Origin of the sequence: Stenotrophomonas rhizophila (genome assembly GCF_003651185.1) — a bacterium.
In the GTDB taxonomy this organism is placed as follows: domain Bacteria; phylum Pseudomonadota; class Gammaproteobacteria; order Xanthomonadales; family Xanthomonadaceae; genus Stenotrophomonas; species Stenotrophomonas maltophilia_Z.
Genome location: NZ_RCDC01000008.1, coordinates 144,806 through 166,144, shown reverse-complemented (window position 1 = coordinate 166,144; position 21,339 = coordinate 144,806). Strand labels below are relative to the sequence as shown.

Here is a 21,339-nt window from a genome sequence, read left to right as displayed (position 1 = left end):
ATCAGTTGCGTACGCGCTGCGCTTTTCCGTTGGCCAGCGCCTGATCGATCGCGGCCCGCACGTCGCGCACCGCACGCGCCGAGGCCACACTCTGCTGCTGTGCCAGGCGCGCCTGTTCCTTGCCGAGTTCAGCCTGCTCACGCGCCACCAGCGCAATCTGTCGGGCGTCTACGGCCCTGGCCGAGGCGGTACGTGCCTCGCGTGCGGCCTGGCTGGCAGCGGAGGCAGCGGCGCGTGACTGGCGGGCACCCTGGCGTGCCGCCCGGTCGGCTTCGACAGCGGCGTCGAGGCCGGCCTCGCGGATAGCGTTGTTGACCACCGCGCTGACATCCACCGAGGCCATTGCATCGGCCGTGATCTGCATCGATGCCGCCGCGATCTGTTGGCCGACCACCGCTTGGCGGTTGCCCAGCTCGGCCTGTGCCGTTCCCAGCGCGGCGACCTGCGTCTGGGCCTGCCCCAGCGCCTTGAGTACTGCGGGATCGCGGATCAGATAGCGATCCTGACCTCGGCGCACCCACAGGGCCGGTTGATCGTTGCCGGCATCGCGTCGGGCCTGTTTCAGATCAGCGACGGAGGCGTCGACGAAATTGCTCTCGCCACCGATCAACACGAAGGCCTGCGCGGGTTGCCGGCTGATGTCGAGTTTACCGTGGGTCACGAAGGACATCCCGTCATCCAGGTCCTTCGGCGGTTCCGGCGCAGCGGGCGCGGCGGGCGGTTCCGGAGCAGGCAACGGTTCTGGTGCCGGCATCGGCTCGGGCGCGGGGACCGGCGCAGGTGCCGGCCGGGCCACAGGTGCGGGCAGGGGTGTCGGCGCGGTCGGCGCGGTCGGTGCGACCGGTGCCTGGGGCGCGGCCGGCGGCGGCGGTGCAGCCACCAGACGCAACGGTGCAATACCGATCACCACGAACAGCGCGGTGATTGCCAGCGAGGCCACGCGCGGGACGCTGCGGGTCTGCTGCAGCGTCAGCAGCCGGCGCTTGAGACTGCGCAGGTTCGGCGAAGCGCTGGCCACGCCGACGGCGGGACGGGGCGCCACACCCAACTGCACCAGCAGGCGACCGTAGTCATGGCGGCAGTGATCATGTCCGGCCACCACCGCACCATCGCAGGCTTCTTCGCGCGCCAACGCATATTCGCGGGCCGCCACGTGGACCAGCGGGTGGAAGAAGAACAGGTGCTGGGACAGCGCCGGCAGCAGGCCCCACCACAGGTCGCGACGCTGCAGATGGATCAGCTCGTGGGTCAGCGCCATGTCCAGATCGTCCGCCGACATGGTCGGCAGCTCGCGCGCCGGCAGCAGCAGCACCGGCCGCCACGGGCCGATCAACTGCGGCGACCGGATCTGCGCGGAGAGTTTCAGCTGCGGCGAGCGCCGCAGGCCATGCGCTTCGGCGGCCAACTGCAGCGCCTGCTGCAGGCCGGCGTCGGTGCACTCTGTGGCGCTGCGCACCAGCGCGCGGCTGGCGCGGTAGCCGCGCAGGCTGTGCACCAGCATCAGCAGCACACCAGCAGCCCACACGGCCAGCAGCAGCAAGGGCCAGGACGCTGTCATTGTCGCCGTCTCGACCGCATTGGCGGCGTAGGTGACCGGCGCAGCCTGCACGGCGGCATCGAACGCGGGCAGCGCCATCGTCGGTGCCGTCACGGCCGCCGGGGCCGGCAACACGGCCAGTTCCAGCGGGCTGCTCCAGACCAGACCCAGCACGGCCTGCGCGGCCACCAGCCACCACAACCGGCAGCGGGTGGCCGCCGGCAGCTGCGGCACCAGCCGGCACACGCCCCACACCAGCGCCGCCAGTACCGCGCTCTGCACGCTGGTCCAGCCCAGCCGCATCAGCAGTTCACTCATCATCATGTCCATGGCTCAGCCCTCCCGCTTGCGTGACTGCAACTGTGCGACCAGCGCTTCCAGCTCGGCCAGTTCCTGATCGCTGACATCCACCTTGTGCGACATGAAGGCCACGAACGGCGAGACCGAGCCCTGCAGCGTTTTCTCCACGAAGCTGGCCACGGCGCCCTGCACCACGCTGTCCTGGCCGCTGGTGGTGGCATAGCGGTAGACGCCGTCCACCTGCTTCCGGCTCAGGTACGACTTGGCGCGCAGGCGCTCCATCATGGTCAGCACGGTCGAGCGTGCCAGCCCGCGCGGCTCCCCGAAGCCGGTGGCGACCTCCCCGACACTGGGGCGGTCCTGTTCCGCGATGTACTGCAGCAGGGCCAGTTCCTGGTCCCCGATCGTCTTGCCGCGCATGGCGCACTCCCTATGACTACACGTGTCGCTACCGTGCCAGTGACTACAGGTGTCGTCAAGTGCCGGACGGACCGTGCCGACGAACGGTAGGCGCTGCGCGATGGGCATGCCGTGCGCCTTAAACCTTTTCGCCCCGGCCCGCATCCAAGCCTTCGAGCTGGGGCATTCCGCCCTGGCATCGCGCCCTCTTCGCCAAGGACCCGCCGCATGCGTTCCACCCATCGCGTGATCATGATCGTCGCCCTGTTGTTCCCGCTGGGCGTGCACGCGCACGCCGGCAGCGTGGAGACCGCCAACCAGCAGACCCGGCAGTTCATCGGCCAGACCATGGACGCGCTGCGTATTCCCGGGTTGCAGATCGCCGTGGTCAAGGACGGGAAGGTGGTGCTGTCCGACAGCCACGGGCTGGCCAATGTCGAGAACGCGCTGCCGGCCACGCGCGCCACGCGTTTCCCGCTCAACTCGGCCACGAAGTCATTCACCGCGGTGGCGATGATGCAGCTGGCCGAAGCAGGCAAGGTGAACCTGGATGCGCCGATCTCGGCCTATCTCGCCGACCTGCCCGACGCGTGGCGCAGCGTGCGGGTGCGCCAGTTGCTGGCGCATACCTCGGGACTGCCGGACATTCTGGATGCACAGGGCCTGCTCGGCGGCGGGACCGAGGCGGCCGCCTGGACCGCCGTGACGCAACGCCCGGTAGACGCTGCGCCCGGCACGCGCTTCACCTACAACCAGACCAACTACGTGCTGCTGGCACGAATCATCGCCGCACAGGCCGCGATGCCATACGACCGGTACGTGGCCACGCGCCAGTTCGATGTGGCCAGGATGCCGTCATCCACGTTCGGCGACAGCTACGATCTGATCGCCAACAACGCCACCATCTACAGTTGGTTCCCGCGCCGCACCGATGCGCCGGACGCCCCGCCACGGCTCTCGCACTGGTTCTACGACATGACTCCCGGCCTGTGGGCTGGCGGCGGCATGCTGACCACTGCCGACGACGTGGCCAAGTGGCTGGTCGCATTGACCGGCAACCGCTTGGTCAACGCCGCCAGCACCCGCCGGATGTGGACCCCGGAACGGCTCAATGACGGCAGCGACGGCGCATGGGGCGCCGGCTGGGCGGTGCTGCAACGCGCACCACAGCGTCAGGTGGCCGGCATGGGCGGTGCACGCTCGGCGTTCATCGTGTACCCCGACCAGGGGCTGGCCATCGTGGTGCTGACCAACCTGGTCGGGGCCAACCCGCAGACCTTCATTCCGCAGATCGCCGCGTTCTATGGTGCCGGTACGCAGGCGCCGGCGGTCAGCCGCGCGGCCCGCCCATCACCGGCAGGATCACGCCGCTGATGTAACTGGCGGTGATCGGCGAGGCGAGGAAGACGTACGCCGGCGACAGTTCTTCCGGCTGCGCCGGGCGACCCATGTCGCTGTCCTGGCCGAACTCGGCGACATCCGGCGCCTTCTTGTCGGCCGGATTGAGCGGGGTCCAGACCGGGCCCGGCGCCACCGCATTGACCCGGATGCCGCGCGGCAGCAACTGGCTGGCCAGCGCCTTGGTGAAGGCATGGATCGCGCCCTTGGTGGCCGAGTAGTCCAGCAACGATTTGCTGCCGAACAGGCCCGTCTCCGAGCCGGTATTGATGATGCTCGCGCCTTCGCCCAGGTGGGGCAGCACCGCGCGCGCCATCTGGATGTAGCCGCCGATGTTGGTCTGCAGGGTTTCCTGCAGGTGCTCGTCCTCGAGGTCTTCCAGACGATCGCAATGCAGCTGGAAGGCCGCGTTGTTGACCAGGATGTCGACCCCGCCGAATGCCTTGACGACCTGCTTCACCGCCTTGTTGCAGAACGCCGGATCACGCACGTCGCCGGCGATCACCACACAGCGGCCGCCTTCTTTCTCGACGTGCTCGCGGGTGATCTTCGCGTCCTTCTTTTCATCCAGGTGGAGCACCGCCACATCCGCCCCTTCGCGGGCAAACAGCACGGCCACCGCGCGGCCGATGCCGGAGTCGGCGCCGGTGATGATCGCGCGCTTGCCCTTGAGCTTGCCGCTGCCCTGGTAGTCCGGCGCGAGGAAGCGTGGGGCCAGCTGCATCTCGTGTTCGTAGCCGGGTTTGGCCAGCTGCTCGGCCGGCATTTTCTCAGGCTGGCGACGCGTGCCGGCCTGGGTCGCCTTCTTGGCGGCCTTCGTGGGGGTCGCCTTCGCGGCCTTCTTCGCCGCACGCGCGTCCTTGGCCTTTTCCTGGTCCTGCAGACGGCGCTGGCGGGCCGCCACGCGCGCAGCGCGCGGATCGGTGGCGGCGGCCTTGCGGGTCGCGGTTTTGACGACCGGGGTACGGGTGCGCGGTTCGGCCGCCGCAGCAGCCGCCTCCGCCGGACGCGCACGCTTGCGGGAGGTGGGGGTCTTGGTGGTCTTACGGGTTTTGGCCGTGGCCATGCTCGACTCCTGTTGCCGGATCAGATGCGTGGAACAAACTCGAATGCGCGCCGTGTCGGGAATCCCGGGTCGGCCGTGCGCACCTCCACTATGGTCATCCATGCGGCCAGGCACGGTGAATGGAGCGTGCCCATACCGTGTAGAGGATTCATGCGCCGCATACGGCCACCGATGCACCCTGAGCGCAATTCCCATGGAGTGCGTCGCATGCTTCGTTACCTGTCCGCGGCTGTGGCCGTCCTTGCTCTTTCCGCCTGCAGCAGCACCCCCATCGCGCAGGTCCAGCCGATCGACGGCGTCATTTCCGGCCAGTGCCACGTGGATAAGGTCCGCGGCGCCGTGGGCCTGGCGGCATCGCAAGCCACGGTCGAACGTGCCCGCGTGGACAGCGACAGCTTGCAGGTCCTCGTCGTGCGCAGCGAGCGTGCCGCAAGTGGCGCCACTGCCAGTGGCGCGGCCAATCCCACCCCGGGTGCAGAGCAGGGCGGCGAAAGGCTGACCATCGAAACCGGTCGTACCAACAACATCACCGCCCTCTACTGCGGCTGATCGCTGCGCTCATCCCGCGCGGGCACGCCGGACGCTGCGCCGCGCGGCTTTGAGTACTTTCAGCGTGGCCAGTTCCCACTGGCGCTCGCCACGCAGGCCGGCAAGGGCCTTCAATGAGCCGGCCCGCCAGCCATCGAATACGCACGGATCGATATAGGCCTTGCGGCACACCGACGGTGTGTTGCCCAGCAGGTTCGCGACCTCGCATACCACCTGTTTCTGCAACGCCGCCAGCGCGCGCTCACTGGAAGGTTCGGGCAGCTCGGTCACGGCAAGCTGACGGATCGCCTCCAGCGTGCCGCCCCAGGTGCGGAAGTCCTTGGCGCTGAAGTCCTCGCCCATCGCATCGTGCAGATAGTCGTTGACCATGCCCGAATCCACCGGTTGGACCGCGCCATCGTCATCGCGGTACTGGAACAGCGCCTGCCCGGGCAGCTGCTGGCAGCCCCGGATCAGCTTGACCAGTTCGCGGTCATCCACGTCCACCTCATGCGCCTGCCCGGACTTGCCCCGGAAGCGCATCTGCGCCCGGCCGCCCTTGACCAGCGCGAGGTGGCGGTTGCGTAGCGTGGTCAGCCCGTAAGAGCGGTTGTCACGTGCATAGACTTCGTTGCCAACGCGCACCAGCGTCTGTGCCAGCAGCGCCACCACGATCGCCAGCACCTTGTCGCGCGGGAAGCCGGGCAGCTTCAGATCGCGGCGCAGGCGCCGGCGCAGCGTGGGCAGGGCGGTACCAAAGGCAATGATGCGATCGAACTTGCCATCGCCCCTCACCCGCGCCCAGTCAGCGTGGTAGCGGTACTGCTTGCGCCCGCGCGCGTCCCGGCCGGTTGCCTGCAGATGGCCGTTGGGCAGTGCGCAGATCCACACATCGGTGTAGGCCGGCGGGATCGCCAGCGCGCGGATCCGGGCCAGGGTGGCGGCATCGCGGACCGCCGCACCATCGGCATCGCGGTAGGCAAAGCCCTTGCCGGCCTTGCGGCGGGCAATGCCGGGCAGTTCATCGCTGACATAGCGCAGGCCGGCCTGGCGGGCGGCGGCGACTTCGGGGGTGGCGGTGCGGCTCGGGCTCATGGAGGCGACGCGGATCAGGGAAGCGCAGTGTTACCGGTCCCGGTGCGGCACCGCGTCAATAACGCAACACAAACACCTCACACCGCGCTTGGCGATATCCTCCAGCGTTTACTGGCTCGCTCTCTGGAGTACTGATGTCGTCCCTGTCGTTCCGCCGCGCGCGGCGTTCTTTCGGGCTGATTGCCCTGTTCCCCGCCTTGTTGGTCCTCGGTGCGTGCAGCGCTCCGCCCATGGACGAGCAGGAAGCGGTTGCCACCCATGCACAGAAGGCGGCCGAAGCAGCTGCCGCACCGACCGACGAGGCCGGCAAGGCAATGGAAGCACCGCCCGTAGGCAGCTGCGATGCGACCCAGGTGCAGAGCCTGGTCGGTCAGCCCTACACCGACCAGATCGGCAGCCAGGCCCAGCAGGATGCCGGCGCCACCACCCTGCGCGTGCTCAAGCCGAATGACATGACCACGATGGAGTTCATCGGCGAGCGTCTGAACGTTGAAGTGGATGCCAAGAACGTGGTCGCCGGCGTCCGCTGCGGCTGAACAGGCGGCGGGGAAACCCCTGAAACACAAGGGTTTGGTTGCGGCTGCAACCGTGTATTGCGGCGTTGCAACAACTGTGATCTAGTCGGGTCATCCGGTGCTTCGACCCGCGCTGCAAGGACTGAGCGGGGACGAGTGTCGCCGCTCACCTGACATCGCATCGAGGCACAGATGGCCCCCCGCAACCGCCAAGGGCTTTACGACCCGCAAGATGAGCGAGATGCCTGTGGTTTCGGCATGGTCGCCCAGCTCGACGACCAGCCGTCACGGCTGCTGGTCGACACGGCCATTGCCGCACTCTCGCGCATGACCCACCGCGGTGGCGTCGCCGCCGACGGTATCACTGGTGACGGCTGCGGCCTGTTGCTGCGCCGCCCCGATGTGTTCCTCAAGGCGCTTGCCGCCGAGGCGGGCCTCACGCTTGGCGCGCGTTTCGCTGCCGGCGTGGTGTTCCTGCCGCATGACGTCGCCGCCGCACAGGCCTGCCGCGACACGCTGGAACAGCAACTGCGCAACGCCGGCTGCCAGCCGGTCGGCTGGCGCGTGGTGCCGACCGACCCCAGCGTCTGCGGTCAACTCGCCCGCGACACCCTGCCGCACATCGAGCAGCTGTTCGTCGATGCCGGCGCCGCGCAGGACGAGGCCGCCTTCACCCTGGCCCTGTTCCTGGCCCGGCGCCGCAGCGAACAGCTGATGCGCGAGCACGCCGATTACTACGTCACCACGCTCAGCCCGAATGCGATCAGCTACAAGGGCATGGTGCTGCCGGACAAGCTGAGCCGCTTCTACGTGGATCTGCAGCGCAACGATCTGGCCTCCAGCGCGATCGTGTTCCATCAGCGCTTCTCCACCAACACGCTGCCGCGCTGGCCGCTGGCGCATCCCTTCCGGATGCTCGCCCACAACGGCGAGATCAACACCATCGAGGGCAACCGCCGTTGGGCGCAGGCGCGCAGCAAGGTGTGGAAGACCCCGCGCTTCGACATCGGCGAGTTCGATCCGGTGATCTCCATGCATGGCTCGGACTCGCAGAGCCTGGACAACATGCTCGAGCTGATGGTCAGCGCCGGCATGGACCTCATCCAGGCACTGCGCATCCTGGTGCCGCCGGCGACCCAGTCGCTGGAGTTCAAGGATCCGGACCTGGCCGCGTTCTACGAGTTCTACGGCCTCAACAGCGAGCCGTGGGACGGCCCGGCCGGGATCGTGGCCTGCGATGGGCGCTATGCCGCCTGCACGCTGGACCGCAACGGCCTGCGCCCGGCGCGCTGGATGCTGACGTCCGACCGCCACTTCCTGGTCGCCTCCGAAGCCGGCGTGTGGGAAGTGCCGGCCGAGCGCGTGGTGCGCAAGGGCAAGCTCGGCCCGGGCGAGATGATGGCCATCGACCTCAAGCGTGGCGACCTGCTCGACTCGGACGCCATCGACCGCATCAACCGCGGCCGCGCGCCGTACAAGCAGTGGCTGCAGCAGGGCGTGACCTATCTGCAGACCGAGCTGATCGATCCGTCGCTGGTCGAGGAGCCCTTCGACGAGCGCACCCTGCGCAGCTACCACAAGCTGTTCCAGCTCAGCACCGAGGAAGTGGAGCAGATCCTGCGCCCGCTGGCCGAGACCGAGCAGGAAGCCACCGGCTCGATGGGCGATGACACCCCGATGGCGGTGCTCAGCCAGCACAGCCGTCCGCTCTACGATTACTTCCGCCAGGCGTTCGCGCAGGTCACCAACCCACCGATCGATCCGCTGCGCGAAGACTGCGTCATGTCGCTGTCCACCCAGCTCGGCAAGGAGACCAACATCTTCCATGCCGGTGCGGAGACGGTGAACCACGTCATCCTCAACTCGCCGGTGCTCAGCCAGCGCAAGCTGCGCCAGCTGATCAAGATGGAGCAGTACGCCGACAAGAACCGGCTGATCGATCTGTCCTACAGCCTGGACGAAGGCCTGAAGGCCGGCATCGAGCGCATCTGCGCCGAGGCCGAAGCCGCTGCACGCGAAGGCATCGTCATGCTGCTGCTGAGCGACCGTTACCCGGTCGCCGACCGGCCGATGGTGCATGCGCTGCTGGCCACCAGCGCGGTGCATCACCACCTGTCCAACGCCGGGCTGCGCTGTGACGTCAACCTGATCCTGGAAACCGGCACCGCGCGCGACGCGCACCACATGGCCTGCCTGCTCGGTTTCGGCGCCACCGCGGTGTACCCGTACCTGGCCTACCAGACCCTGTTCGATCTGGGCCGGCGCGGCATCCTGCAGCTGAGCAAGGGCGGCGAGCAGTCGCAGATCGGCCGCCGCTACCGCAAGGGCATCTACAAGGGCCTGTCCAAGATCATCTCCAAGATGGGCATCTGTACGGTGGCCAGTTACCGCGGCGCGCAGCTGTTCGAGATCGTCGGGCTGGATGACGAGGTGGTCGACCTGTGCTTCCCGGACACCGCCTCGCGCGTGGCCGGGGTCGGCTTCGCGCGTCTGGACGACGAGGCCCGCGAACTCACCGTGCGCGCCTGGAACGACCTGCTGCGCCCGGATGTGGGCGGCGTGCTCAAGTACGTGCACGGCGGCGAATACCACATGTACAACCCGGACGTGGTCATGACCCTGCAGCGCGCCGCGCGCAGTGGCGATGCCGCGGACTGGCAGCGCTACTGCGAGGCCGTGCACGGCCGCCCGGTGTCGGCGCTGCGCGACCTGCTGCAGCTCAAGGCCGCGCCCACGCCGACCCCGTTGGACGAGGTGGCTCCGGCCGAAGACCTGTTCCGCCGCTTCGATACGGCGGCGATCAGCCTCGGTGCGCTGTCACCCGAAGCGCATGAAGCGCTGGCCATCGCCATGAACCGGCTCGGCGGGCGCAGCAACTCCGGCGAAGGCGGTGAAGACCCGGTGCGCTACGGCACCGAGAAGCGCAGCAAGATCAAGCAGGTGGCCTCGGGCCGCTTCGGCGTTACCGCCGAGTACCTGGTCAATGCCGAAGTGCTGCAGATCAAGGTCGCGCAGGGCGCCAAGCCCGGCGAAGGCGGCCAGCTGCCCGGGCACAAGGTCAACGAACTGATCGCGCGGCTGCGTTATGCCAAGCCGGGCATCGGCCTGATCTCACCGCCGCCGCACCACGACATCTACTCCATCGAAGACCTGGCCCAGCTGATCTATGACCTCAAGCAGGTCAACCCGACCGCGCTGGTCTCGGTGAAGTTGGTCAGCCATGCCGGTGTCGGCACCATCGCCGCGGGCGTGGTGAAGGCCGGTGCCGATCTGATCACCGTCTCCGGCCATGACGGCGGCACCGGGGCCAGCCCGGTCAGCTCGATCCGCTATGCGGGCGTGCCGTGGGAGCTGGGCGTGGCCGAATCGCACCAGGCACTGGTGGCCAACGACCTGCGCGGGCGCACCCTGCTGCAGACCGATGGCGGCCTGAAGACCGGCCTGGACGTGATCAAGGCCGCACTGCTGGGTGCGGACAGTTTCGGCTTCGGCACCGCGCCGATGATCGTGCTGGGCTGCAAGTACCTGCGCATCTGCCACCTCAACAACTGTGCCACCGGCGTGGCCACCCAGGACGAGCGCCTGCGCGCGCAGTACTTCACCGGCCTGCCCGAGCGCGTGGAGAATTTCTTCCGGCTGCTGGCCGAGGAAGTGCGTGGCTGGCTGTCCTACCTGGGCGTGCGCTCGCTGGACGAGATCGTCGGCCGCACCGACCTGCTGCAGCAGCTGGAGGTCTCCCCGCGCCCGGGCGTCAAGGTGGATCTGTCGCGCCTGCTCAACCCGGCCGAGTACGCCGGCAGCCACTGCGCCGCGCAGCGTCTGTACGAATCGCCGGACAGCCTGGCCACGCAGATGGACGGCCTGCTGGCCCCGGCGATCGCCGGCAAGCTCGGCGGCGAACACCGCTTCCTGATCCACAACACGGACCGCTCGATCGGCACCCGCCTCTCCGGCGAGATCGCGCGCACGCACGGCAACCAGGGCATGAGTGATGCGCCGCTGACCTTGCGCTTCCGCGGCACCGCCGGTCAGAGTTTCGGCGCGTTCAACGTGGGCGGCCTGCAGCTGGAGGTCGAAGGCGAGGCCAACGACTACGTCGGCAAGGGCATGGCCGGCGGCCGGCTGGTCGTGCGCCCGCCGCGTGGCGCGCGTTTCGAGGCGCGCAACACCGCGATCATCGGCAACACCTGCCTGTACGGCGCCACCGGTGGCGAGCTGTTCGCCGCCGGCCGTGCCGGCGAGCGCTTCGGCGTGCGCAACTCCGGCGCGCTGGCGGTGATCGAAGGCGCCGGTGACCACTGCTGCGAGTACATGACCGACGGCATCGTGCTGGTGCTGGGCAAGGTCGGGCTGAACTTCGGCGCCGGCTTCACCGGCGGCCTGGCCTACGTGCTGGATATCGACCGTGATTTCGTGGACCGCTACAACCACGAACTGATCGACATCCACCGCATCTCGGCCGAAGGCTTCGAGAACCATCGCCAGCACCTGCATACGCTGATCAGCCGCCACCGCGAACTGACCGGCAGCATCTGGGCGCAGCAGATTCTTGATGAGTTCCGCGATTACGTCGGCAAGTTCTGGCTGGTCAAACCCAAGGCCGCCAGCATCGAATCGCTGACCGACTCACTGCGCCGCGCTGCGTAAGCGCGGAGAAGCGCCGGTATCGACCGGCGCCTCGTGTTCCCACCGCTGTAGTGCCGGCCGCTGGCCGGCAACCTCACATTGTAGTGCCGGCCGTTGGCCGGCAACTCACCACCGCAGGGCCCACCCATGAGCCGCAAGCAAGCTTTCCAGTTCCTCGATCTGCCCCGGACGATGCCGCAGCGCATCCCGGTCGAACTGCGCACCTCCGGCGACTGGGGCGAGCTGTACGGCAAGTTCGGCAAGGAAGACGCGCAGTTCCAGGCCGGTCGCTGCCTGGATTGCGGCAATCCGTACTGCAGCTGGAAGTGCCCGGTGCACAACGCGATCCCGCAATGGCTGCAGCTGGTGCAGGAAAACCGCATCCATGAAGCGGCCACGCTGTGCCATTCGACCAACCCGCTGCCGGAAGTGTGTGGCCGGGTGTGCCCGCAGGACCGGCTGTGCGAAGGCAGCTGCACGCTGGAGGAATTCGGCGCGGTCACCATCGGCGCCGTGGAGAAGTACATCGTCGATACCGCGCTGGCCACCGGCTGGCGACCGGACATGAGCGCGGTGGAAGCCACCGGCAAGCGCGTGGCGGTGATCGGCGCCGGCCCGGCCGGGCTGTCTTGCGCCGACAAGCTGGCGCATGCCGGCATCCAAGCCGTGGTGTATGACCGCTACGAACAGATCGGTGGGCTGCTGCAGTTCGGCATCCCCAGTTTCAAGCTGGACAAATCGGTGATCAGCCGCCGCCGCAACGTGCTGGAGGGCATGGGCGTGCAGTTCCGCCTCGGCGTGGAGATCGGCCGCGATGTGAGTATCGATGCGCTGCTGGCCGAGTACGACGCGGTGTTCGTGGGCACCGGCGCATACCGCTATACCGATGGCGGCCTGCTCGGCCAGGACCTCAAGGGCGTGCTGCCGGCGCTGCCGTTCCTGGTGCAGAACAGCCGCATCGTCAGTGGCAGCGATGCCCATGGCCGGCCGATCGCTGGCTGGGAGGACCAGATCGCCCTGCCCGATCTGGAGGGCAAGCGCGTGGTGGTGCTGGGCGGTGGCGATACCGGCATGGACTGCGTGCGCAGCGCGATCCGGCTCGGCGCGGCCAAGGTGACCTGCGCCTACCGCCGTGACGAAGCCAACATGCCCGGCTCGGCACGCGAAGTGGCCAACGCCCGCGAGGAAGGCGTGCGCTTCCTGTTCAACCGCCAGCCGTTGTCGATCGAGGCGGGTGCCGATGACGAAGTGATCGGGGTGATGGTGGTCGAGACGACCCTGTCCGATCCGGATGCCCAGGGCCGCCGCAGCGCGGTGCCTATCGAAGGCAGTGAATCGCTGCTGGAAGCGGACGTGGTGATCATCGCCTTCGGCTTCTCGCCGAGCGCACCGGGCTGGCTGACTGACCACGGCGTAGAGGCCGGCAACAACGGTCGCATCGTGGCCGGCGGCAGTGGCCGCCTGCCGTTCCAGACCGCGCACCCGCGCCTGTTCGCCGGTGGCGATGCGGTCCGCGGCGCGGATCTGGTGGTGACGGCGGTGGCCGAGGGCCGCGATGCGGCCGGCAGCATCGTGCAGCTGCTTTCGGCGTAACGGCGGGCCCTACCCAGGCGCGCCTCTCAAGCGGCGCGCGCTACCGCGGGTACCGGCGTGTGACGCACGCCGGCCCGCTCGATCTCCAGCGCCATCAGCAGCTCGATGTTGTCGAGCTGGTCGCGGATGCAGCGGTTGCTGACCACATCATCGTGGCCGCGCCCGATATGCGCATCCAGCATGCGCGCCAGCCCGGCCAGCAGCATCTCGGCATCGGCCTGGGGTGCCTCGCGCAGCACGGCGGCCAGCGCGCGGATGCGGCGGCCCGTCTCCGAGGCAGCGGGCGGGGATGAGGTGGTGACGGGGGAAGGGAAGAGAGTCATGGCAGGGGTTTCCTGATTGACGGACGACCTCCACTGTCGGATATGGCCCCTGCCGACACCATGCAACAAGTACGAAAATGCGTGAAGGCGCGTGAGCCGCATCACGTTTCGCAGCTTGCATCGGTGCAACCTGAACGGCTTACACTGGCGACGACTCCCTTTGGACTGCCCCCATGCGCATTGGCCTGGCCGCGAACCGCCTGCATCACCACGACAAGCACGCCGCGCTGTTCCGCTGGCTGCGCGCCAGTGACACCGGCCTGCGCGAACTGGGCGTCGAGCTGCATGCGGTCGGGCGCACCTTCGATGCGATCCAGCGGCTGGGCTTCCTGCAGGACTTCGCCCCGCTGCGGCGCTACCCGAACGGCCGCGAGGGCGGCCTGATGAAGCTAGTGGCCGAGGTGGTCGGGATGGGCACGCCGGAGCGCACGCTGGACGGCGCGATCTACCTGATGGACCCGGTCGATCCTTCCTCGGTCTTTCCGGAAGCGACTGCGCTCAAGCGCCAGTGCGTGATCCACGGTAAACCCTTCATCTCCACCGTCGCCACCGCGCGCGACTGGGTGGAGGTGGAGCGCCTGCATGCCGGCCTGGCGCCAGACCCGGGTGCCGATGACCTGCATGCCTTCGAACAGCACACGCTGGCCCTGATCGCGCATGACGCGATGAAGCCGGCGATGCTGGCCTTCGCCGATGAACACTTCGCGGTGCTGTCGCGGTTCCGCAGCCGCGTCGGCACCGGCACCACCGGGCAGCGCCTCAACGAACTGGCCTGGGGCCGCGGCTGGCCGCAGGGCGAGGAATGGGTGACGCGCTACCAGAGCGGCCCGATGGGCGGCGATGCGCAGATCGCCGACCGCGTGCTGGAAGGGCATTGCCAACGCGCGATCTTCTTCGAAGACCCGCACGTCGCCCGCCAGCACGAAGCCGACATCCAGCTGCTGGAGCGTGCGGTCACCACCGTGACCGATCAGGCCGTGTGCATCACCGCGCCACGGGTGGCGGCGCGGTGGGCGCAGGCTGCGGCGGTGCGGATGGGCAACTGACGGCACACCGCTCCGGTAGTGCCGGCCGCTGGCCGGCTCCTCATCAACTCACCCTCGCGTGATTGCCGGCCAGCGGCCGGCACTACCGGTGAGGAGCGAGCGTTGCCGCCGCCGTTACGGTGCCGGGGTCAGCAGCTGCCGCAGCATCGCCTTGAGCCGCCGCCCTTCGAGCTGGAAATAGTCCCGCTCGGCATGCCACGCCGGGAAGCGCTTTTCCACTTCGGCCCAGAACGCCGGCGAGTGATTGGCCTGGATCAGATGGCAGAGCTCGTGCACCAGCACGTACTCGAACGCCGAAGGCCGCCCCAACACCAGGGCCAGATCGAGCGCCATGCTGCCATCCGGCGCCAGCGAGCCCCATTGCGAGGACATCACCTTCAGCCGCAGCCGCGCCGGTGCACGCGGCAGACCAGGCAGATAACGCGGCAGCCACTGGCCGACATCGGCACGGGTCTGGGCTTCGTAGAACTCGCGCAGGGTGCGGCGCAGCGTGGCATCGGTGCCGCGTGTGGGCCAGTGCAGGCAGGCGCCCTGCTCATCCACGTGCATGTGCGCGTAGCGGCCGGATTCCCAGCGCAGCGGCAGCAGCGCACCGCGCAGTGGCAGCACCCCCGGCTCGCCGATCACCAGCGGTGGCGGCAGGTTGGTGGCCTGGTAGCTGCGCAGTTGTTCGGACAACCAGCCGCGATGCTGGTCGAGAAAACGCTCGCCCATCACCAGGCTGGCGCGCGGTGGCAGGGTCAGGCGTACACCGCGCTCATCGACGCTGAGCTTGATCCGGCGCGCACGCGGATCGCGCACACGCAGGACATCGATCTCGGCATCCTCCAGGCGCAGCCGTACCGTATCGCGCTGCAGCGTGCTGACAGCCGGCGAAATCAGGCGGCGGAGGAATCCGGACATGGGTACAGCATAGCGCCGGCCGTGACCGGCGCATGACTGGGGACTGATCGAAACCGATCAGTCCGCCTTGCTCAGCTTGAAGGCCTCTTCCAGCAGCAGGAACAGGCGGCGCACTTCGCCGCTCTGCAGGGCGAAACGGGCATCCAGTTCGGCGCGGCGGCCGTCATCGTCGGCGTGCTCGAGCTGGTCCAGCGCGCCATCCAGGAACTTCAGCTTGCGCACGATCAGGTCGTCGCCCAGCACGAAGGACAGGTTGTCCTCGAAGACCAGGGCCAGCTTGGTCACCTGCTTGCCGGCGTCCAGATGCTTGTCGATCTCGTCGCAGCGCAGTTCCTGGTGCTGGCACTTGACCACTGCACCGCCCTCGGCCGGGTCCTTCATCTCGCACTCTTCGCCCAGGCTCAGCCCGGTCGGCAGGGTTTCCCCGGCGATCCAGCCGGTCAGGATCGAGCGCGGCGCCACTTCGGCATTCAACGGCATCGCCGGGAAGCTGCCGAGCAGGCCACGGATGTCGGACATCATGTTCTCGCCCTTCTTGCTGCTCGAACAGTCCACGGCGACGTACCCGTGGGTCAGGTCGATCAGCGCGTCAGTACGCGAGCTCTTCACGAAGGCGCGCGGCATCAGTTCGTGCAGCAGATCGTCCTTCATGCGCTTGCGCTCGCGGCCACCGGGCTTGCGGCCTTCCTTCTCTTCGATCTCCTCGAGCTTGCGCGCGAGCAGATCGTTGACCACCGCGCCCGGCAGGATCTTGTCCTCACCGCCCACGGTCAGCCACAGCGCATCGCCCACGCGGTGCGAGAACACGGCCTTTTCTTCACGGCCGAACGGCGAGATGAAGCCGCGCGAATTCATTTCAAGCGGACCGACCGGCTTGAGCAGCACCTGCGGCAGCAGGGTGTCTACGTCGGAGAAATCGGTGGCGGTCGGGAAGCGGAACAGCGTCAGGTTGCGAAAGAACATGGACGTCCAGAGTAAGAGCGTGAAAGGGAGGGCGGGCGCGCCGGCGTGGCTCAGGCCGGGCCGGGGGCGTGGCCGGGGTCGTGGGCAGTGCCGGCCCAGGCCGGCGGGTCGGGCAGCGGGGCCGCAGTGGCGCGCCCCAGTGCCATGAAATCAAACAGGGCCGGATCGGCCAGCTGCGAGGGATGGATGTTGCCCAGCGCGCGGGCGATCTGGTCGATGCGGCCGGGCTGCTCGCGTTCCCACTGCTGCAGCATCTGTTCCACCTGGCGGCGCTGCAGGGTGTCCTGGCTGCCACACAGCGTGCAGGGAATGATCGGGAAAGCGCGCGCCTGCGCGTAGGCGCTGATGTCTGCCTCGCTCACGTAGGCCAGCGGGCGGATCACGATGTGCTGGCCGTCGTCGCTGCGCAGCTTGGGCGGCATCGCCGAGAGCTTGGCGTGGTGGAACAGATTGAGGAAGAACGTGGCCACGCTGTCATCGCGGTGGTGGCCCAGCGCGATCCTGGTGAAGCCGTGTTCGGCCGCATGCCGGTACAGCGCGCCACGGCGCAGACGCGAGCACAGCGAACACATCGTGCGACCTTCGGGAATCACCCGGCTGACCACCGAATAGGTGTCCTGCTCGATGATCTGGAACGGCACACCGATCGAGGCCAGGTAGGTCGGCAGCACGTGCTCGGGAAAACCCGGCTGCTTCTGGTCCAGGTTCACCGCGACCAGCTCGAACGGGACCGGCGCTTTTTTCTGCAGCTGCAACAGGATGTCGAGCAGGGTGTAGCTGTCCTTGCCACCGGACAGGCACACCATCACTTTGTCGCCGGCCTCGATCATGCCGAAGTCCGCGATGGCCTGGCCGACCTGGCGGCGCAGTTGCCGCGCCAGCCGGTCCTGCACGCCGCCGGGCGCGCGCGGATCGCGGGCGCGCGGGACGGGATCGGGCAGGCGGATGACAGCAGCGCTCATGCACGCATTCTACCGGCTGCAACGCGCCCTCACAGGGGCCGGGAAGTGACTGCGTTCACTCCCGGCGGTCATCGGGGATGTGTATGCTCGGAGCCTGTGGACACCATGACACCCGCCGATATCACTGCCCGCCTTGCCCTCCTTCGGCAGGAGCATCGTGCGCTGGATGATCAGATCCTGCGCATGGCCGCCAACGGCGACGATGAGCTTGAAGCCAAGCGCCTGAAGCGGCGCAAGCTGCAGTTGAAGGACTGCATCGCCAAGCTGGAAGACATGCTGATTCCGGACGAGCCGGCCTGAGCCAGCCACGCATCGCGTGGCTCTACCCGTAGGCAAGGACGGTGCGTCCGGATTGACGACGTGCCGTCGTCAATCCGTGGCGACCGGCTCTTCCGGCTTCGCCGCTTCCGGGCTGACACGCTCGATGGTATGGCGCAGCTCGCGGCCGAGGATGAACTTCGCATCCTTCGCCCACGCGTCCAGGCGCGCATCGAACAGCAGCTTGCTGTTTTCATCCGGCCACACCAGGCGCAGTTCGCGCAGCTTCTGGATGAAGCCGCGGAACAGCGTGCGGTCGAAGAACTCCGGCGCGGCCGGCGCATAGAGCAGGCTCAGTCGCTGCGCGGCCTGCTGGCACAGGCTTTCCAGCTCGGCCGCACCCAACGTGCCGGGGCCGTTCTTCACCAGCACCGAGATCGCGATGTAATAGCGCTCGAACGCCTGCTGCAGCGAATGGCCGATCGCGCGCAGGCGGAAGACTTCGTCGGTCTGCCCGGTGTTGCGCGCCAGGATGCCGCCGTCGTCATCGTTGATGTTCTGCAGCAGCCCTTCGCGCACGAACACGTTGATGGTCTGCTCGATGCGCTGGGCGAACTCGTCTTCGGTCCACGGCAGGAACAGCTCGGCCTGCAGGAACGGATACACCGTGCGGCCCAGCTGGACCAGGCCGGTGCGACTCATGCGGCGGTTGTTCTGGAAGCAGCAGGCCACCCACGACGAGGCGGTGAACAGGTGGATGACGTTGTTGCGGAAGTAGCTCAGCAGCACCGCGGTGTCGCCACTGACGCTGAGCACGTCACCCAGCGGGTGCTTGATGCGGGTGAGGACGTTGATTTCCTCGGCGTGGGCGATGATCCGCTCCGGCGAGTGCGGGGTCACCGTCACCCGGTCCGAGTAGGGCATCTCGACCAGCAGGGTCTTGCACAGTTCGATCTGCGCGATCAGGTCCGCCTCGCCCATCGCATGCTTGGGCGTGGACAGCAGCGCCAGCGCGAGCAGGTTGATCGGATTGACGTCGGCAGCACCGTTGATATGCACCTGGATGCGTTCGGCCAGGTGATCCACCGTGCCGGACAACCACGAGGGCTTCTCGTCCTCGCCGACCGGTTGGCCATTCCAGTCCGGTGCACGCTGGGCGAGCACGTCGTTAAGCGCGATCGGCTCGCCGAAATTCACCACGACCTGGCCGTAGTTCTGCTTGAGCACCTTCGGGATCGACCACAACAGCGACCAGATCGATTCCTTTTCCTTCGGCCGGCCGGACAGTTCGTCCAGGTAGCTGCCGCCCTCCATCAGCTTTTCATAGCCGATGTAGACCGGCTGGAACAGCACCGGCTTGCGCGGCTGGCGCAGGAAGGCGCGCAGCGTCATCGAGATCATGCCGCCCTTGGGCTGCAGCAGGCGCCCGGTGCGCGAGCGGCCACCTTCGACGAAATACTCGATCGAGTAGCCGCCGGCGACCAGCTGCGCCACGTATTCGCTGAGCACCGCCGAGTACAGCGCGTTGCCACGGATCGAGCGGCGGATGAAGAACGCACCGCCCTTGCGCAGCAGCGTGCCGACCACCGGCAGGTTGAGATTGATGCCGGCCACGATGTGCGGCGGCACGATGCCGCGGTCGTACAGCAGGTAGGACAGCAGCAGGTAATCCATGTGGCTGCGGTGGCTGGGCACATACACCACTTCATGCCCGGGCGCGGCCGCCTTGAACTTGTCCAGGTGGTGGACCAGCACGCCGGCGTAGATGCGGTTCCAGACATGGCTGAGCATGAAGCTGGCCGAGCGCACCACCGGACTGGAGTAGTCCGCGGCGATTTCCCACGCGTAGGCGTGGGCTTTTTTCCAGGCATCGGCCGGCTTGGAGTTGTCGCGCTTGGCCTGCGAGGCGATCGCTTCGCGCACGGTGTCCGCGTCGAGCACCTTGTCCACCAGCAGGCGGCGGGTCGACAGATCCGGCCCGATCACCGATTCGCGGATGCGGCGGAAATGGGTGCGCAGCACGCGCTGCAGCTTGCGCACGGTGCGTTCGGGGTCCAGCCCCTCATCGACCGTGGTGCGCAGCGAGATCGGCGGGGCGAAGCGCACGATCGTGCTGCGGCCGTTGAGCAGCACCGCCAGCAGGCGACGGAAACGACCCACCAGGGCCCAGTTTTCCGAGAACAGCACCGCGAACCAGCCGCTCTGCTTGTCCGGCGCGCGGCCGACGAAGATCGACACCGGCACCAGGTGCACGTCCAGCTCGCCGCGGGCGCGGTGCGCCTGCAGCACCTTGGCCAGCGAGTCCGAGTGGGTCTTGGCGCCCCGCTGCTCGGGGATCAGCGAGTTGCTGCTGCTCCGGCGCGACAGGGCCAGGTAGGCGCGCCTGCGCCCGGTCGGATCGCCGGCGATCGGCACCAGTGGCGAGGGCAGGCCGGCTTCGCGGCAGGCCTTGTCCAGGATCAGCGCGTTGGACAGACCGTAGTCCTCCAGCACGTAGACCACCGGGCGGCCATCGTTGTACTGGCCGGGGTGTTCGGGTTCGATCTTCAGCGACAGCCACGGCTCGACCAGGCGGCCGAGCAGGCGCGCCCACCACGGCGGGCGACCGCTGGGGGGGCGGGTGCCGGGCACGATCGCGGACGGCACGACGGTGGACGGCTCCGCATCGACGGCAACGGCCTCCACGGGCGCGCCAGCGGCCGGTGGAACCGGGGCGGCAGCACCGTCGGACGGCACGGTAGCGGGCGACGAGGACATGGCGTCCGGCGTCTTGGGCGGCTCTTCACCGGGGAAAGGCAGGGGATTCTGGTTCGGCATCGGCTTCATTATGGCTTAGCCGATGCAGAAGCACCGTCCTTGACCGCCGCCGCCGCCTCTGCGTCGGCCGCTTGGCGGGCGTCATGTTCAGCTTGTGCGGCGTCGGCGGCCTGCAGCAGCGCATCGGTGTCTTCCAGCGTGCGGGTCACGTACCAATGCCCGTCGCGCCGTGTCATCCGCACCTGGGCGTCGATCTGTTCGCCGGCCAGCGTGTACTGGATCCGCACCACCGCGTCGTCGCCCAGCGCGGACGTCAGCTCGCCGCGCAGCTCGGTCAACGCCGCGTCCAGCGACAGCCCGTAACTGGCCAGGGCCGTCTTGAAGGCTTTGATGAAGGGCCCGAGCCGGCGCAGGCTTTCTTCCATGCCCGCGGCCTGCAGTTCGGCATCCGCGGACAGCCCGGCAGTGCGCGCGGTAGCGGTGAGCAGGGTGATGGTCGTCTTCGCCCGCTGCTTGTCCGTCAGTGGCGCCGCGGCGGCCCAGCGGCTGAGCGCGTTCACCACCTGGGTGTAGTGGGCGCGCTCGCTGTCGCTGTACTCGCTCTGGTTGCGCAGGTACTGCTCGCCGAACAATCCCATCGAATGGGCCGCCTGGCGGACCTGCGTGGCCTGGCCGGCGATCTGGGTATCGAACGAGCGTTGCAGCCGCTGCGGCGCGTCCGGCCGCGACAGCGCAGTGAGCATCGGCAGCAACTGCCCATCCAGCGGCAGCTCGGTCAGCGGCCAACGGCTGTGGCCCTGGCTCCAGGCGCCCTGCAGGCGCGCGTACTGGGCCGGCGGCACCGCTGCCTTCGCGTAGCCGACCAGATCGTTGTCGGCGACCCGCTGCGCCAGCTGCTGCAGGGCCGCGACCGGCTCGGACGCCGGTGCATCGGGGTCGATCTGCTTGTCCTTGCAGGCACTGAGCAGCACCAACCCGCACAGGGCCAGCGCCAACGCCTGCCCTCGGTACTGCCACGGCTTCAACGACATGGACATGAATTCGGACTCCCCGGACCGGTCCGCATCTTG

At 68.1% G+C, this 21,339-nt stretch carries 17 protein-coding genes; 7 read left to right on the top strand and 10 right to left on the bottom strand.

Features of this window, described 5'->3' with window-relative positions:
• Nucleotide 1 precedes the first annotated feature (1 nt).
• A complete protein-coding gene (locus tag BCL79_RS18570) occupies nt 2–1,855 on the bottom strand; it encodes a M56 family metallopeptidase (protein WP_310793648.1) in 1,854 nt (617 codons plus the stop codon).
• 15 nt (nt 1,856–1,870) lie between these two features.
• Nucleotides 1,871–2,257: a BlaI/MecI/CopY family transcriptional regulator gene (locus BCL79_RS18565; RefSeq protein ID WP_019184134.1), complete on the bottom strand. Its 387-nt coding sequence runs from the start codon at nt 2,255–2,257 to the stop codon at nt 1,871–1,873.
• Nucleotides 2,258–2,464: 207 nt separating this feature from the next.
• On the opposite strand from BCL79_RS18565, the gene BCL79_RS18560 reads away from it, so the two are divergent.
• Nucleotides 2,465–3,610, top strand: coding sequence for a serine hydrolase domain-containing protein (locus tag BCL79_RS18560; RefSeq protein WP_259462212.1), 1,146 nt, complete (start codon nt 2,465–2,467; stop codon nt 3,608–3,610).
• Here the strand turns inward: BCL79_RS18560 and BCL79_RS18555 are convergent.
• Complete coding sequence (locus tag BCL79_RS18555) at nt 3,567–4,700, bottom strand: SDR family oxidoreductase (protein WP_183073828.1); 1,134 nt, start codon at nt 4,698–4,700, stop codon at nt 3,567–3,569. The two genes, BCL79_RS18560 and BCL79_RS18555, sit on opposite strands and share 44 nt — an antisense overlap.
• 207 nt (nt 4,701–4,907) lie before the next feature.
• Here BCL79_RS18555 and BCL79_RS18550 point away from each other — a divergent pair, with 207 nt between their 5' ends.
• Nucleotides 4,908–5,249 carry a hypothetical protein gene (locus tag BCL79_RS18550; RefSeq protein ID WP_121043923.1) on the top strand — a complete coding sequence of 114 codons (342 nt, stop codon included), beginning with the start codon at nt 4,908–4,910 and terminating at the stop codon, nt 5,247–5,249.
• 9 nt (nt 5,250–5,258) lie between these two features.
• On the opposite strand, the gene BCL79_RS18545 is transcribed toward BCL79_RS18550, so the two are convergent.
• Complete coding sequence (locus BCL79_RS18545; RefSeq protein ID WP_121043920.1) at nt 5,259–6,323, bottom strand: DNA topoisomerase IB; 1,065 nt, start codon at nt 6,321–6,323, stop codon at nt 5,259–5,261.
• A gap of 134 nt (nt 6,324–6,457) precedes the next feature.
• Here BCL79_RS18545 and BCL79_RS18540 point away from each other — a divergent pair, with 134 nt between their 5' ends.
• From BCL79_RS18540 to BCL79_RS18530, 3 genes are all read left to right on the top strand, one after another.
• The gene (locus BCL79_RS18540; protein ID WP_121043917.1) at nt 6,458–6,859 is read left to right on the top strand and encodes an I78 family peptidase inhibitor; all 402 of its coding nucleotides are present in this window, start codon (nt 6,458–6,460) and stop codon (nt 6,857–6,859) included.
• A gap of 171 nt (nt 6,860–7,030) precedes the next feature.
• A complete protein-coding gene (gene gltB, locus BCL79_RS18535; RefSeq protein ID WP_121043914.1) occupies nt 7,031–11,485 on the top strand; it encodes a glutamate synthase large subunit in 4,455 nt (1,484 codons plus the stop codon).
• 126 nt (nt 11,486–11,611) lie between these two features.
• A complete protein-coding gene (locus BCL79_RS18530; RefSeq protein ID WP_121043910.1) occupies nt 11,612–13,057 on the top strand; it encodes an FAD-dependent oxidoreductase in 1,446 nt (481 codons plus the stop codon).
• 26 nt (nt 13,058–13,083) lie between these two features.
• Here BCL79_RS18530 and BCL79_RS18525 read toward each other — a convergent pair whose 3' ends face one another.
• On the bottom strand, nt 13,084–13,380 hold the full coding sequence (locus BCL79_RS18525) for a hypothetical protein (RefSeq protein WP_121043907.1): 297 nt from the start codon (nt 13,378–13,380) through the stop codon (nt 13,084–13,086).
• Between the two features lie 173 nt (nt 13,381–13,553).
• On the opposite strand from BCL79_RS18525, the gene BCL79_RS18520 reads away from it, so the two are divergent.
• Nucleotides 13,554–14,426 carry a methylglyoxal synthase gene (locus tag BCL79_RS18520; RefSeq protein ID WP_121043904.1) on the top strand — a complete coding sequence of 291 codons (873 nt, stop codon included), beginning with the start codon at nt 13,554–13,556 and terminating at the stop codon, nt 14,424–14,426.
• Nucleotides 14,427–14,540: 114 nt separating this feature from the next.
• On the opposite strand, the gene BCL79_RS18515 is transcribed toward BCL79_RS18520, so the two are convergent.
• From BCL79_RS18515 to ttcA, 3 genes are read right to left on the bottom strand one after another with little or no spacing between them, the layout of a single operon-like run.
• Complete coding sequence (locus BCL79_RS18515) at nt 14,541–15,329, bottom strand: M48 family metallopeptidase (RefSeq protein WP_121043902.1); 789 nt, start codon at nt 15,327–15,329, stop codon at nt 14,541–14,543.
• A 57-nt stretch (nt 15,330–15,386) separates the two neighbouring features.
• A complete protein-coding gene (locus BCL79_RS18510) occupies nt 15,387–16,292 on the bottom strand; it encodes a recombination-associated protein RdgC (RefSeq protein WP_121043899.1) in 906 nt (301 codons plus the stop codon).
• Nucleotides 16,293–16,342: 50 nt separating this feature from the next.
• Complete coding sequence (gene ttcA, locus BCL79_RS18505) at nt 16,343–17,254, bottom strand: tRNA 2-thiocytidine(32) synthetase TtcA (RefSeq protein WP_121043896.1); 912 nt, start codon at nt 17,252–17,254, stop codon at nt 16,343–16,345.
• A gap of 96 nt (nt 17,255–17,350) precedes the next feature.
• On the opposite strand from ttcA, the gene BCL79_RS18500 reads away from it, so the two are divergent.
• Complete coding sequence (locus BCL79_RS18500; RefSeq protein ID WP_121043893.1) at nt 17,351–17,554, top strand: YdcH family protein; 204 nt, start codon at nt 17,351–17,353, stop codon at nt 17,552–17,554.
• A gap of 69 nt (nt 17,555–17,623) precedes the next feature.
• On the opposite strand, the gene plsB is transcribed toward BCL79_RS18500, so the two are convergent.
• Together plsB and BCL79_RS18490 are read right to left on the bottom strand one after the other, a co-directional pair.
• Complete coding sequence (plsB, locus tag BCL79_RS18495; RefSeq protein ID WP_121043889.1) at nt 17,624–20,338, bottom strand: glycerol-3-phosphate 1-O-acyltransferase PlsB; 2,715 nt, start codon at nt 20,336–20,338, stop codon at nt 17,624–17,626.
• On the bottom strand, nt 20,338–21,306 hold the full coding sequence (locus BCL79_RS18490) for a hypothetical protein (RefSeq protein ID WP_121043886.1): 969 nt from the start codon (nt 21,304–21,306) through the stop codon (nt 20,338–20,340). The genes plsB and BCL79_RS18490 overlap by 1 nt, the downstream gene beginning before the upstream one ends.
• Between the last annotated feature and the right edge of the window lie 33 nt (nt 21,307–21,339).

Excerpts from the sequence above, each read along its gene's own strand:
- BCL79_RS18570 (WP_310793648.1), bottom strand. The coding sequence starts at position 1,855 with ATGAGTGAACTGCTGATGCGGCTGGGCTGGACCAGCGTGCAGAGCGCG.
- BCL79_RS18565 (WP_019184134.1), bottom strand. The coding sequence starts at position 2,257 with ATGCGCGGCAAGACGATCGGGGACCAGGAACTGGCCCTGCTGCAGTAC.
- BCL79_RS18560 (WP_259462212.1), top strand. The coding sequence starts at position 2,465 with ATGCGTTCCACCCATCGCGTGATCATGATCGTCGCCCTGTTGTTCCCG.
- BCL79_RS18555 (WP_183073828.1), bottom strand. The coding sequence starts at position 4,700 with ATGGCCACGGCCAAAACCCGTAAGACCACCAAGACCCCCACCTCCCGC.
- BCL79_RS18550 (WP_121043923.1), top strand. The coding sequence starts at position 4,908 with ATGCTTCGTTACCTGTCCGCGGCTGTGGCCGTCCTTGCTCTTTCCGCC.
- BCL79_RS18545 (WP_121043920.1), bottom strand. The coding sequence starts at position 6,323 with ATGAGCCCGAGCCGCACCGCCACCCCCGAAGTCGCCGCCGCCCGCCAG.
- BCL79_RS18540 (WP_121043917.1), top strand. The coding sequence starts at position 6,458 with ATGTCGTCCCTGTCGTTCCGCCGCGCGCGGCGTTCTTTCGGGCTGATT.
- gltB (WP_121043914.1), top strand. The coding sequence starts at position 7,031 with ATGGCCCCCCGCAACCGCCAAGGGCTTTACGACCCGCAAGATGAGCGA.
- BCL79_RS18530 (WP_121043910.1), top strand. The coding sequence starts at position 11,612 with ATGAGCCGCAAGCAAGCTTTCCAGTTCCTCGATCTGCCCCGGACGATG.
- BCL79_RS18525 (WP_121043907.1), bottom strand. The coding sequence starts at position 13,380 with ATGACTCTCTTCCCTTCCCCCGTCACCACCTCATCCCCGCCCGCTGCC.
- BCL79_RS18520 (WP_121043904.1), top strand. The coding sequence starts at position 13,554 with ATGCGCATTGGCCTGGCCGCGAACCGCCTGCATCACCACGACAAGCAC.
- BCL79_RS18515 (WP_121043902.1), bottom strand. The coding sequence starts at position 15,329 with ATGTCCGGATTCCTCCGCCGCCTGATTTCGCCGGCTGTCAGCACGCTG.
- BCL79_RS18510 (WP_121043899.1), bottom strand. The coding sequence starts at position 16,292 with ATGTTCTTTCGCAACCTGACGCTGTTCCGCTTCCCGACCGCCACCGAT.
- ttcA (WP_121043896.1), bottom strand. The coding sequence starts at position 17,254 with ATGAGCGCTGCTGTCATCCGCCTGCCCGATCCCGTCCCGCGCGCCCGC.
- plsB (WP_121043889.1), bottom strand. The coding sequence starts at position 20,338 with ATGAAGCCGATGCCGAACCAGAATCCCCTGCCTTTCCCCGGTGAAGAG.
- BCL79_RS18490 (WP_121043886.1), bottom strand. The coding sequence starts at position 21,306 with ATGTCCATGTCGTTGAAGCCGTGGCAGTACCGAGGGCAGGCGTTGGCG.